Below are 12,517 nucleotides of genomic sequence, written 5' to 3'. Positions count from 1 at the left end.
GACAAGCTTCAAGAAGAAGCGGATCGCGTGAAGTTACACTGAACCGCTTTTTCTTGCAGCTTGTCGCTTAAAGCTTGCAGCTTGAGCTGCTCAGCAGCTCGGCTTGTCAGCCGTAAACCGCCGCGCCGGGTTCACCGCCGCCTTGAACTCGCGCAACGCCTTCGCGCCAATCAGCAATGGATAGTTGAAGCTGCTGCGGTCGGTCAGGTTGACTTCGACGGTACGCTTGACGTCGCCCAGGCACAGCTCCAGGTCAACCACCGGCCGCTTGCTGATCTCGGCGCCCTCGCCATCTTCGTCTTCATCGGCACGGTTCTTGATCTTGCTGATGCGTGCCAGCTTGTGTTCGTAGACCTTGCCATCGGCATCCTTGGTTGCGACACGAAAGCGCACCCAGTCCTCACCATCACGGGTGAAGCGTTCGATGTCCTTGGCCGACAGCGAGGCGGTCAGCGCGCCGGTGTCCATCTTGGCCTTGAAGGTCTGGCCACCGACTTCCGGCAGTTTGATGTATTCGTAGCGGCCGTACAGGGTCGGCTCGGCGGCCATGACCGGCAGGGCCAACAGGGACAGCAGTGCAAGTACCGATTTCACAGGATCCGCTTCCTTGAGATAAGACAGTGTTTAGACTGCGAAGGCAGGATAGGTTCGCGGCAATAGCTTATTCAACACAATGTGAAACATTTGTCCGGCAGGAGCAGACCAGAGCATTTGGCGTACGCCGACAGGGTGCTTATCATTGCCGACCGCTTACTTGAATATAAGAGTTTTCTTATGCGCCGCTTGCTGACGGGCATTCTTGTGACCTTGCTGTTGCTGCTCAACACCCTGGTCCTGATCGGCCCGCTGATGGTCTTTGCCCTGCTCAAACTGGTCCTGCCCGGCCGTTACCGCGACTATGCCTCGTGGGCGGTAATGTGGATCGCCGAAACCTGGGCCGAAATCGACAAACTGATCTTCCGCCTGTGCATCCCGACCATTTGGGACGTGCGCGGCGCCGCCGACCTGCGCCTCGACACCTCGTACCTGGCAGTCAGCAACCACCAGAGTTGGGTCGATATCCCGGCGCTGATCCAGGTACTCAACCGGCGCATTCCATTCTTCAAGTTCTTCCTGAAAAAAGAGCTGATCTGGGTACCGCTGCTGGGCCTGGCCTGGTGGGCGCTGGACTACCCGTTCATGAAGCGCTACAGCAAGGCCTTCCTCGACAAGCACCCAGAACTCAAGGGCCAGGACCTGGAAATCACCAAGGCTGCCTGCGAGCTGTTCAAGCGCCAGCCGGTGACCGTGGTCAACTACCTCGAAGGCACGCGTTTCACCGAAGCCAAGCGCGCCGCCCAGCATTCACCGTTCAAGCATCTGCTCAAGCCCAAGGCCGGTGGCGTGGCCTTCGTACTGGCGGCGCTGGGCGAACAGCTCGACGCCCTGCTCGACGTCACCATCGTCTACCCTGGCGACCGGGCGCCGGGTTTCTGGGACCTGCTCAGCGGTAACCTGGCTAAAGTGATCATCGACATCCAGGTGCATGAACTGGATCCGGCGCTGTGGGATGGTGACTACGAGAACGACCCAGCCTTGCGCCAGACCGTGCAGGACTGGGTCAACCAGCTCTGGCACGCCAAGGACGCCCGCATCGAGGCCCTGCGCGCCGAGCTGCGCTGATCAGCCGATGATCGCGTGGGGCAAAAAGCGGCTGCTGTCCTTGGTGATCAGCGAGTTGTCTTCGCGGATACCAATGCCCGCCGGCAGGTCGCCGACCACCCAACTGCCGATCACCGTGTAACTGTCGCCAAAGCGCGGCAGCGCCTGAAACTGCTGGACAATGCTCGGCCCGCCGCCATACGGGCCGTCCTCGACCACACGCTGGCCACTGCCGGTGTGGATCTCGATATTTGCGCCCTCGCGGGAGAAGAAGGGTTTGCGCACCCAGCCCTTCTCCAGAGTCGCGCCCGACGTTTGCTCGATGAACGCCGGCAGCAGGTTCGGGTGGCCCGGGTGGCGCTCCCACAGCAGCGCCAGCATGCCCTTGTTGGAGAGGATTGCCTTCCACGGCGGCTCGACGAACAAGGTGCCGCTGTTGGCAATCGCCGGGCCGTACGGGTCGTGGAAAATGTCTTCCCAGGGGTAGAGCTTGAACAGGCTCGGGATTGGCGCGCCAACGTCATCGACAAAGCGCCCGCCGCGACTCAAGCCGATATCTTCCATATCCACCAGGCGCGCATCCAGCCCGGCACCCATGGCGATATCGCGCAGGTATTCGACGGTGCCGCGATCTTCGATCGAGTCTTTTACCGAGGCAAAGTAGAACGGCGTGGCAAAGGTATGGGCGCTCATCACCTGAGTGAGTTTGTCTTCCAGGCTGTTGAACTGATCAGCACCGGCCGGCAGCCCGCCGCGCTGCATCTGCTGCTCCAGCCACAGGTACTGGAAGAAGCTGGCCTCGTACAGTGACGTCGGCGTGTCGTAGTTGGCCTCCAGCAGCTTGGCCGGGCCCTTGCCGTCGTAGCACAGGTCCATGCGCCCGTAGAAATGCGGGTGGCCATCGCGCCACGAGCGGCGGATCAGGTCGAAGTACTGCGCGGGAATCGCCAGGCGCTCGAGCAGCGCTTCACTGTCGACCACCTCGGCCACCAGTGCCATGCACAGTTCGTGCAGCTCGCGGGTCGGCTCTTCGAGGTCGTCTTCGATCTGCCGCAGGCTGAACTGGTAGTAGGCCGACTCGTCCCAGTAGGGCTCGTCGCCAAAGGTGTGGAAGTTGAAACCGAAGTGCTCGGCGGTGGCGCGCCAGTCCGGGCGCGGGGCGATGGAAATTCGCTTCATTGCCAGGCCTCAGGACGCAAAGCCGCCACGCCCCGAAGCGCGCGAGACAAAGCCGTTGTGGGTGCCAACCGCGAACGGCCGCGCCGAGCTGATCAGCTTGTTCGGCTGGGCCATGGGGATGACCGTTGGATGGGCGCTGCTCACGTGCGCCGGATCGCTGCTGGCACCCGTGCCCCCGCCACCACTCATGACCGCATGCTGCGCGGCTTCGCTGAACGGTTGCGAAGCCGGGTGCGACGTATCCAGGCCGGTGTAGTAGTTGTGGTGTGCCACCTGCTCGGTCAGGGTGCTGACCTTGAACGCGTTGCGTCCGTCTCGCTCGTGGTAGATCGCCTCGGACGAATAGCGCGGGTCGGTATCGGTGTACTCGTAGTAGCCACGGCCGCCGCCGGAGCCGCCGCTCGACGATGAACTATTGGTGGACGAGCTGCTGTCTTCCTCGTCATCGGCATACACCTGGCGTTCGGTGGTCAGGGCGAAGCCTTCCATCGGCGGGATGTAGTTGTTGGCATAGCGCCGGTAGTCGCACTTGAAATAGGCCGCTTCGCAGCCCTCGGCAGTGACGAAGCGCGGCACGTTGGCGGCATGGTGGTTCTGTGCCGCGACCCAGGCCTGCTGGCACACCTGACGCGGCTTGCCGTCCATGACGCAATAGTCGACGTCCTGATAGCGCTTGGTTTCGCTGATGATCTTGGTTGGCCGGTCGCCGCAGGCGGACAGCACCAGGGGCAGACTGCCCAGGGCGACCAGGCGAATGCGTTTGCTGCGTTTCATTGTCGATCGTCCCTGATCAGGCGGCGGGGGTCATGCAGGCGGCGTTGAGCAGGCCGATGCCGATGGATACGGCGGCCAGCAGTATTGCCGAGGCGGTCTCCTGGCGGGCCATCCGTTCAGCCATGCCTTTGACGCAGCGGTTGACCACCACGAACGCCAGCAACTGCACCACGGCAGCGATCAGCGCCCAGACCAGGAAGTCGAGCAGGGAAATCGAATGGGAAATGGCACTGGCCACCGGAATGGCAAAGCCGATCAAGGCACCGGCCAGGGCAATGGCCGCGGCATTGTTGCCTTCGCGGATCAGGCGCAATTCGTTGTACGGGGTCAGGCGGGTGTAGATGAATGCGTAGAGGGCGAACAGCACGGCGGCGCCGAGCATGTAGACCACAAAACCGAGCACGGCCTCGGCAGGCAAAGACATCTTCAGGGCGTCCATGAACATGGCGAATCACACTTCCTTGTAAAACGGGGCGGGACATATAGCACACCGCCCCGCCCGAGCAAATACCTGCCTTAAACGGAAGGTACGCTGCCACCGGTGCCCCACAGGCTGCCCAGGTTCTGCAACAGCGAACCGCCGACGCCTTGCTGGCCGAGGTACTGCAGGATCAGCGGGGCAAACTGGCCGATCATGCCGGTGTCCATGCCCAGTGCGCTGAAGGCGTTGTTCAGGTCATTGGTGTCTTTGACATTGCCCAGCGCATTGCTCAGGGCCGAGGACTTGTCGCTCTTGCCGAGCAGCGCACCCAAGCCATTCAAGCCGCCCAGGGCTTGCTCGCCAGAAAGCAGGTCGAGGCCCGGTACGGCTTTGCTCAATTGCTCGTAATCGCCGCTGCTGAGCTGGTTCCTGGCCAGGCCCAGCAGTGCGCCGGTGCCGCCAATGGCTTGTTCGGGGGTGACCTTGAGTTCGCTGCCGAGGGTATTGAGCAGGTTCGCCGAAGCGGCTGGTGCCTGCACGGCGGCATCGCCGGTGTTGCCCTTGGCGGCATTGTAGACGTTGGCCGCGTCGTTGAGGCTGAAGCCTGCGAAGACCGGGCTGGCAGCCAGGGTCATCAGGGTGACCAATGCGAAACGTTTCATCGAAATACCTCGTCAGCCGTAAAAGGCAGGGAAACGAGGGTTGGACCCTGGGGACGGGGGATTGTTCCCTTGTACCAGGTGGGAGCGGGCTTGCCCCGCGATGCGATGTGACTGACAGACCTCTATCGCGGGGCAAGCCGGGTCGCCGCACCGCTGCTCCCACACCGTGGTTCTACATTTGGTTCAGCTCCCGGTTCTCCAGGGCATCCAGCAAGGCTTCTACCAAGCCCTTGGCCATCTCCACCGAGTGCAAGGTGGACCAGAGAAAGCCCTTGGCTGACTCATCAACCCCTTCAAAAGCCTTGTACCCCGTGTCATAGGCGCAGCGCAGGTACAACGCGATATGTACCAGCGCGTCATGCGGGGCGATACCGGCGTTTACAGAAAAGAGTTGGGGGTGACCGGCTGCACAGTCGCCGAAAGGTTTTTCGAGGGTTGAGCAGAGAGAGGCAGGGGGATCTGGGACGAGTTTTTTCATGATCGGTATCCAATGCGAGTCAGGCTGGCACCGTTCGTTTCCACACGAAAGGTGGCAGCTGTACGCGGGGTGGAAAACCGAGGCATTGGAAAACCCGGCAGACCCGAAGGTCTCCCGCGCACAGCCGCCATAACGACTGCAACCAATACCGTTCAGGTTTCCACACCCGATCGCTGAACCTACAGCGATCCGGAGAGCCTAGAAGGCCGAGTTTCCAAGGGCAATCAGAACGGCATCGACAGACTGCGTAGGTTATTTCCTAGGACCAAAATTAACCAGCCTGGAAATATCCAGAAGTAACACCGCCACCCACCTAGGTGGGAGCGGGCTTGCCCCGCGATGCGATGTGACTGACAGACCTCTATCGCGGGGCAAGCCCGCTCCCACAAAGGTCCTGGCAACATCAAGATTCAATCGGGCCAACTGTCGCCACCGTCCGGCATCTACCTTGAATATTCACCAACCAAGGAGCCAAGACATGGACAGTCCCGCTTCCCATCGCCTGCGCCGCGGTCGTTTCTCCGAACCCGGCCGTATGTACCTGCTGACCAGCATTACTCGCGACCGAGTGCCAATATTCGACAATTTCCACGCCGCCCGCTGCATCCCCAAGCAGTTTCGCCAGGCACAACTTGAAGGCGCCGCTCGTACCTTGGCCTGGGTGGTGATGCCCGATCATGTGCACTGGCTGATCGAACTGCGGCAGGGCTCATTGGCCTGCCTGATGCGCCGCTTCAAGTCACGCAGCCGCTGTGCGCTGTACAAGCTCGGCGCACTGCAAGGCGGGCTGTGGCAGCCTGGGTACCATGACCATGGGTTGCGTCGGGAAGAGAATGTATGCGCGGTGGCGCGCTATGTGGTGGCCAACCCGCTGCGGGCCGGGCTGGTGAAGAGGCTGGGAGATTATCCGCATTGGGATGCGGTTTGGCTGTGAAACCCTATCGCAGGGCAAGCCCGCTCCCACAGGTACAGTGGGAGCGGGCTTGCCCCGCGATGTTTTTAGGCGGCGCTGAACAGCTTGTGCGGATCGATCACGAATTTCTTCGGCACACCGGCATCGAACTCGCCATAGCCTTCCGGCGCCTGGTCCAGGCTGATCACCTGTACGCCCACCACTTCAGCAATGTTGATGCGGTCCCACATGATCGCCTGCATCAGTTGGCGGTTGTACTTCATTACCGGCGTCTGCCCGGTGTGGAAGCTGTGCGACTTGGCCCAGCCGAGGCCAAAGCGGATGCTCAGGCTGCCGATCTTCGCTGCCGCATCCACCGCGCCCGGGTCTTCGGTAACGTACAGGCCAGGGATACCGATCTTGCCCGCTACGCGCACCACGCCCATCAACGAGTTGAGCACGGTGGCCGGGGCTTCGTGCTTGGCGCCGGCATGGCCGTGGCCACGAGCTTCGAAGCCCACGGCATCGACCGCGCAGTCGACTTCCGGTTCGCCCAGCAGGTTGGCAATCTGTTCGTGCAGCGGAGTGTCCTGGGACAGGTCGGCGATTTCAAAACCCTGGGCCTTGGCGTGGGCCAGGCGCACCGGGTTGACGTCACCGACGATAACCACCGCCGCCCCCAGCAGGCGCGCCGAGGCAGCCGCTGCCAGGCCCACTGGACCGGCACCGGCGATGTACACCGAGCTGCCCGGGCCCACGCCGGCGGTCACCGCACCGTGGTAACCGGTGGGGAGGATGTCCGACAGGCAGGTCAGGTCGCGGATTTTCTCCATGGCCTTGTCGCGGTTCGGCAGTTTCAGCAGGTTGAAGTCGGCGTACGGCACCAGCACGTACTCGGCCTGGCCACCGGTCCAGTCACCCATGTCGACATAACCGTAGGCACCACCGGCGCGGGCCGGGTTGACGGTCAGGCAGACGCCGGTGTGTAGCTCTTTGCACGAGCGGCAGCGGCCACAGGCGACGTTGAAGGGCACCGACACCAGGTCACCGATCTGCAGGTTCTCGACGTCCCTGCCCTTCTCGATGACCTCGCCGGTGATTTCATGGCCCAGGACCAGGCCGACCTGGGCAGTGGTACGGCCACGGACCATGTGCTGGTCGGAGCCACAGATGTTGGTGGAAACCACCCGCAGGATCACCCCGTGCTCGATCTTGCGACCGCGCGGGTCCTGCATTTTCGGGTAGTCAATCTTCTGCACCTCGACCTTGCCGCCGCCGAGATACACCACACCACGATTACCAGACATGCTTTCACCTCGCTAAAGTTTGTTGTTATGTAGCGGTGTAAAGTGCGCTGCCCGGGGGCGGCGCTGTGTTACTGGAATCTGTTTTTGCCTTGAAGGCCTCATCGCGGGGCAAGCCCGCTCCTACCGGTGTGGGAGCGGGCTTGCCCCGCGATGGCGGCCGTCAGAGCACTACCGTCCTGTTGGCGTTGAGGAACACCCGCCGCTCGATGTGATACCCCACCGCCCGCGCCAGGGTCAGGCACTCGATATCGCGCCCCTTGGCAATCAGGTCTTCCGGGTAATGGCTGTGGTCCACCGCCTCGACGCCCTGGGCGATGATCGGCCCTTCGTCGAGGTCGTTGTTGATGTAGTGCGCCGTGGCGCCGACCAGTTTCACCCCCTTGTTGTAGGCCTGGTGATACGGCTTGGCGCCCTTGAAACCGGGCAGCAGCGAGTGATGGATGTTGATCGCCCAGCCGTCGAGCTTGCGGCACAGTTCGGGCGACAGCACCTGCATGTAGCGGGCAAGGATCACCAACTCGGCGCCGGACTCCTCGATCACCTGCAGCACCTTGCGCTCTTGCGCCGGCTTGTCATGCGGGTCGAGGGCAAAGTGGTAATAGGGAATGCGGTGCCAGTGGGCCAGGGGCTCGAGGTCCGGGTGGTTGGAAATCACCGCCACCACCTCCATGCTCAACTGGCCGATGCGCTGGCGATAGAGCAGGTCGTTGAGGCAGTGATCGGCCTTGGACACCATGATCACCACTTTCGGCCGGTGCTTGGGCGCGGTCAGCTCGAACAGCATGCCGAACGCATCGCCCCGCTCGGCCAGCCCTGCGCGAAAGCTGGCCTCGTCGAAGTCATCCGGCTGGCGGAATTCCACGCGAATGAAGAAGCGTCCGGACAGCCGGTCATCGAACGAATGGTGCTCAGTGACGTAGCAGTGCTGTTCGAACAGGTAACGCGTCACCACATCCACCGTACCCAGCAAGCTCGGGCAATCGGCGGTGAGAATCCAGGTGTCCGGGGCACGACTCATGGCATTGCTCCTTAAGCCTGAATGCTCAGGCCGTATTCGGCGGAGGCGTCCTGCAGCCACAGCCACCAGTAGTCGGAGAAGCTGCGGCGGATCAGCAGCTCCCAGGTTTCTTCACCGGTACGGCGGATCACCAGTTGCGACTTGGCGAACACCGTGCCAACCGCCTTGCCCACCGGGAAGTTGTTTGGATGGACATCATAGCTGGTGGATTTCATCAGCACGTCGCGCACATTGGGGCCGCTCAGTTCCAGCAGGGTTTGCCCGCCGCTGACGTTGACGATTTGAATGTGCAGGCCATCGAGGGCATCGCGCAGTTTTTGCTCGACGGCAAATTCCTCGCCGCCGGGAACGATCAGCAGCCACTCGTCCGGGCTCAGCCATTGCAGCGATGTCTCGCCGTTGGCGACCACGGTCAGGGCCACCGGCAGCTCCAGGCCCAGGGCCTTGAACACACCGCCGGCGAAGGCCGGATCCTTGCCATCACCACGAATGGTCAGGTGGCCAAGGAGTTTTTTCTCGCGCAGGGAGACCCCGGCGTTCTTGCGGCCCTTGCCGACCAGGCTGGGCAAGTCGGCGTGGTGCAGTGGTGTTTCAGCCTTGGCATCGTTGCCGGGGCGTTGCTGGTAGACGTTGATCGTGCTCATTACACACCTGCCTTGAATTCGCGTTCGGTAGGGCAAGTAACGTGTGGGAGCCGGCCTTGCCGGCAATGCAAGGCGCAGCCTTGCCAAAATCGGAGCCGCTACGCGCCCCATCGCCGGCAAGGCCGGCTCCCACAGGTCATCTGGCCAACAAGTCGATTAGATGTTCTGCCGCTCGCCCTTCGGATCGAAGAACACCGAAGAACAGATCTCCGCCTCGATCACGCTGCCATCGGCCTGGGGCGAGTAGACCCGCTCGCCGATGCGCTTGAGCCCGCCCTTGACCACGCCCATGGCAAACGAATAACCCAGGGAGTTGCTGGCGTAGCTGGAAGTAACGTGACCGACCATGTCCATCGGGATCGGTTGTTTCGGGTCAAACACCAGTTGCGCGCCTTCGGGCAGCCATTTGTTCGGGTCGACCGGCTTGAGCCCGACCAGTTGCTTGCGGTTCTCGCGCACGCAATCTTCGCGGTTCATCCCGCGCCAGCCGATCCACGAGAACGGTTTGGTACGGCCAACACACCAGCCCATGTTGAGGTCGTCCGGGGTCATCGAGCCGTCAGTGTCCTGGCCGACGATGATGAAGCCCTTCTCGGCCCGCAGTACGTGCATGGTTTCGGTGCCGTACGGGGTCAGGTTGTATTGCTTGCCGGCAGCGACGATTTTCTCCAGCACGCCCATGGCGTAGTTGGCCTGGACGTTGACTTCGTACGACAGCTCGCCAGTGAACGAAATGCGGAACACCCGCGCCGGCACACCGCCGACCAGGCCTTCCTTCCAGGTCATGAACGGGAAGGCGTCCTTGTCCAGGTCGATATCGGTCACTTCACTGAGCAGCTTGCGGCTGTTGGGGCCCGACAGGGTCAGGGTCGCCCAGTGGTCGGTGACCGAGGTGAAGTACACCTTAAGCTCCGGCCATTCGGTCTGCTGGTAGATCTCCAGCCACTGCAACACCCGCGCCGCGCCACCGGTGGTGGTGGTCATGATGAAGTGGTTATCGCCGACGCAGGCAGTGACGCCGTCGTCAAAGACCATGCCGTCTTCCTTGCACATCAGGCCGTAGCGGGCCTTGCCGACGTCAAGCTTGGTCCAGGCGTTGGTGTAGATGCGGTTGAGGAATTCGCGCGCGTCCGGGCCCTGGATGTCGATCTTGCCCAGGGTCGAGGCGTCGAGCAGTCCGACGCTGTCACGCACCGCCTTGCACTCGCGAGCCACGGCGGCATGAATGTCTTCGCCGTTGCGCGGGAAGTACCAGGGGCGCTTCCATTGGCCGACGTCTTCGAACTCGGCGCCGTTCTTCACATGCCAGGCATGCAGGGCGGTGAAGCGTACCGGCTCGAAAAGGTGCCCGCAGTGCCGGCCCGCCACTGCGCCGAAGGTGATCGGCGTGTAGTTGGGGCGGAACATGGTGGTGCCCATTTCCGGGATGGTGATGCCCATGGAGCGGGCGGCAATCGCCAGGCCGTTGATGTTGCCGAGCTTGCCCTGGTCGGTACCAAAGCCCAGGGCGGTGTAGCGTTTGACGTGTTCGACCGACTCGAAGCCTTCGCGGGTGGCCAGTTCGATGGCGGCGGCGGTGACGTCGTTCTGCTGGTCGACGAACTGCTTCGGCGCCCGCGCAGTGTTCTTGTCGTGGGGCACCTGGAACAGCGCCACGGTGGGTTCTTCCTGACGCGCCAGGACTTTCGGGATCACCCCAAGCACGGCCTTGAAGCCGGCTTCGGTGGCGGCACGCACGCCGCCTTCAAAGCCATCGGCGAGGGTGTCGCCGAGGGCGAACACACCGTTGATGCCGCCCACGCACACGCGTTTTTGCGGTGCTTCGCCGGGCACGAAACCAAGAATGTCTTCACGCCAGACCGGTTTGCCGCCCAGGTGCGAAGCCAGGTGCACGACCGGGCTGTAGCCGCCGGAAGTCGCGACCAGGTCGCAATCCAGCCACTCGCCGGGGCTACTGACTTTATGGGCTTTGACGTCGATGGCGGCAACGCGGGCTGCGCTTACATGCTTGCTGCCACGGGTCTCGATCACCGCGCTGGAGGTGAGGATGCGGATGCCTTTGGCTCGCGCTTCTTCCACCAGCGAACCGCGCGGGTTGTGGCGGGCGTCGGCGATGGCGACCACGTTCAGGCCGGCGTCGTGCCAGTCCAGGGCCACGCGGTAGGCGTGGTCGTTGTTGGTCGACAGCACCAGCTTGCGGCCCGGCGCCACGCCGTAACGGCGCACGTAGGTCGATACCGCACCGGCGAGCATGTTGCCCGGCACATCGTTGTTGCCATACACCAGTGGTCGCTCGTGGGCGCCGGTGGCCAGCACCACGCGCTTGGCGCGCACCCGGTGCATGCGCTGACGCACCTGGCCGATCGGCGCGTGATCACCGAGGTGGTCGGTCAGGCGCTCGTGAATGGTGAGGAAGTTGTGGTCGTGGTAGCCGTTGACCGTCGCCCGTGGCAACAGGATGACTTCCGGCAGTTCCTTGAGCTCGGCCACTACTGCCGCAACCCAGTCGGCGGCCGGTTTGCCGTCGAGGGTTTCACGGCTGTCGAGCAGGCTGCCGCCGAACTCTTCCTGCTCATCGGCGAGGATCACCCGCGCGCCGCTGCGACCCGCTGCCAGGGCGGCGGCCAGGCCGGCGGGGCCGGCGCCGACCACCAGCACGTCGCAGTGGTGGCTCATGTAGTCGTAGCTGTCCGGGTCGTTTTCCAGCGGCGCACGGCCAAGGCCCGCGGCTTTGCGGATGTACTTCTCGTAGGTCATCCAGAACGACTGCGGGTACATGAACGTCTTGTAGTAGAAACCCGGCGGCATCAGCTTGCCGCCGACCTTGCCGAGAATGCCCATGACGTCGTTGTTCACATTCGGCCAGCCGTTGGTGCTGGTGGCGACCAGGCCGCTGTACAGCGCCTGCTGGGTGGCGCGCACGTTAGGCACCTGGGTGGCTTCGGTGGCGCCGATCTGCAGGATGGCGTTGGGCTCTTCGGAGCCTGCGGCGATGATCCCGCGGGGGCGCGAGTACTTGAAGCTGCGCCCGACGATGTCGACGCCATTGGCCAGCAGCGCGGCGGCCAGGGTGTCACCGGCAAACCCCTGGTAGGTCTGGCCGTTGAAGGTGAAGCTCAAGACTTTGCTGCGGTCGATGCGACCACCGTTGGACAGGCGATAGACCTGGCTCATACCTTTTCTCCCTGACCACTGACTGCCAACTGCGGGCTGGTGCTTTTGCCGGTGACCTGCGGCTTGGCGCCGATCGGATAGGTTTCCAGAATTTCGTAGGTCAGCGTGTCACGCGTGGCGTTGAAGTACTGACGGCAACCGGCGGCGTGAATCCACAGCTCGTGGTGCAGGCCGCGCGGGTTGTCGCGAAAGAACATGTAATCGCCCCACTCCTCGTCGGAACAGGCGTTGGGGTCCAGCGGCCGGGGAATGTGCGCCTGGCCTGCGGCGTGGAACTCCTCTTCGGAGCGCAGCTCGCCGCAGTGGGGACAGAAGATATGCAACATG

Annotated in this window: 13 protein-coding genes; 2 read left to right on the top strand and 11 right to left on the bottom strand. The window is 62.9% G+C overall.

Annotated features, from left to right (window positions below; genetic code table 11):
• Positions 1–90: 90 nt before the first annotated feature.
• Positions 91–594, bottom strand: a complete 504-nt coding sequence (locus tag JV241A_RS01400) for an ATP-dependent zinc protease (RefSeq protein WP_134061242.1) — start codon at positions 592–594, stop codon at positions 91–93.
• Between the two features lie 180 nt (positions 595–774).
• Here JV241A_RS01400 and JV241A_RS01395 point away from each other — a divergent pair, with 180 nt between their 5' ends.
• Positions 775–1,662 carry an acyltransferase gene (locus JV241A_RS01395; RefSeq protein WP_134061241.1) on the top strand — a complete coding sequence of 296 codons (888 nt, stop codon included), beginning with the start codon at positions 775–777 and terminating at the stop codon, positions 1,660–1,662.
• Here JV241A_RS01395 and JV241A_RS01390 read toward each other — a convergent pair whose 3' ends face one another.
• The 5 genes from JV241A_RS01390 to JV241A_RS01370 form a co-directional block, all read right to left on the bottom strand.
• The gene (locus JV241A_RS01390) at positions 1,663–2,820 is read right to left on the bottom strand and encodes a glutathionylspermidine synthase family protein (protein WP_115084947.1); all 1,158 of its coding nucleotides are present in this window, start codon (positions 2,818–2,820) and stop codon (positions 1,663–1,665) included. It lies immediately after the preceding gene.
• Between the two features lie 9 nt (positions 2,821–2,829).
• The gene (locus JV241A_RS01385) at positions 2,830–3,594 is read right to left on the bottom strand and encodes a DUF1190 domain-containing protein (RefSeq protein ID WP_134061240.1); all 765 of its coding nucleotides are present in this window, start codon (positions 3,592–3,594) and stop codon (positions 2,830–2,832) included.
• Between the two features lie 16 nt (positions 3,595–3,610).
• Positions 3,611–4,039, bottom strand: a complete 429-nt coding sequence (locus tag JV241A_RS01380) for a DUF350 domain-containing protein (RefSeq protein WP_115084945.1) — start codon at positions 4,037–4,039, stop codon at positions 3,611–3,613.
• A 71-nt stretch (positions 4,040–4,110) separates the two neighbouring features.
• Positions 4,111–4,677: a DUF2780 domain-containing protein gene (locus JV241A_RS01375; RefSeq protein ID WP_134061239.1), complete on the bottom strand. Its 567-nt coding sequence runs from the start codon at positions 4,675–4,677 to the stop codon at positions 4,111–4,113.
• Positions 4,678–4,849: 172 nt separating this feature from the next.
• Positions 4,850–5,155 carry a DUF3077 domain-containing protein gene (locus JV241A_RS01370; protein ID WP_010221363.1) on the bottom strand — a complete coding sequence of 102 codons (306 nt, stop codon included), beginning with the start codon at positions 5,153–5,155 and terminating at the stop codon, positions 4,850–4,852.
• A gap of 478 nt (positions 5,156–5,633) precedes the next feature.
• On the opposite strand from JV241A_RS01370, the gene JV241A_RS01365 reads away from it, so the two are divergent.
• Positions 5,634–6,089, top strand: coding sequence for a transposase (locus JV241A_RS01365; protein WP_134061238.1), 456 nt, complete (start codon positions 5,634–5,636; stop codon positions 6,087–6,089).
• 65 nt (positions 6,090–6,154) lie between these two features.
• Here JV241A_RS01365 and fdhA read toward each other — a convergent pair whose 3' ends face one another.
• From fdhA to JV241A_RS01340, 5 genes are all read right to left on the bottom strand, one after another.
• Positions 6,155–7,354 carry a formaldehyde dehydrogenase, glutathione-independent gene (fdhA, locus tag JV241A_RS01360; protein WP_134061237.1) on the bottom strand — a complete coding sequence of 400 codons (1,200 nt, stop codon included), beginning with the start codon at positions 7,352–7,354 and terminating at the stop codon, positions 6,155–6,157.
• A 160-nt stretch (positions 7,355–7,514) separates the two neighbouring features.
• Positions 7,515–8,372, bottom strand: a complete 858-nt coding sequence (purU, locus tag JV241A_RS01355) for a formyltetrahydrofolate deformylase (protein WP_115084942.1) — start codon at positions 8,370–8,372, stop codon at positions 7,515–7,517.
• A gap of 11 nt (positions 8,373–8,383) precedes the next feature.
• Positions 8,384–9,016, bottom strand: coding sequence for a sarcosine oxidase subunit gamma family protein (gene soxG, locus JV241A_RS01350; RefSeq protein WP_134061236.1), 633 nt, complete (start codon positions 9,014–9,016; stop codon positions 8,384–8,386).
• Between the two features lie 156 nt (positions 9,017–9,172).
• A complete protein-coding gene (locus tag JV241A_RS01345) occupies positions 9,173–12,190 on the bottom strand; it encodes a sarcosine oxidase subunit alpha (protein WP_115084940.1) in 3,018 nt (1,005 codons plus the stop codon).
• Positions 12,187–12,516 (bottom strand): sarcosine oxidase subunit delta, encoded by a 330-nt coding sequence (locus JV241A_RS01340; protein WP_038998327.1) that lies wholly within the window; start codon positions 12,514–12,516, stop codon positions 12,187–12,189. The genes JV241A_RS01345 and JV241A_RS01340 overlap by 4 nt, the downstream gene beginning before the upstream one ends.
• Position 12,517 lies beyond the last annotated feature (1 nt).

It is taken from the genome of Pseudomonas sp. JV241A, from assembly GCF_900275665.1.
Lineage (GTDB): Bacteria > Pseudomonadota > Gammaproteobacteria > Pseudomonadales > Pseudomonadaceae > Aquipseudomonas > Aquipseudomonas wadenswilerensis.
Note: the sequence above shows the minus strand (reverse complement) of the source record. Positions and strands in the feature narration are given on the sequence as shown.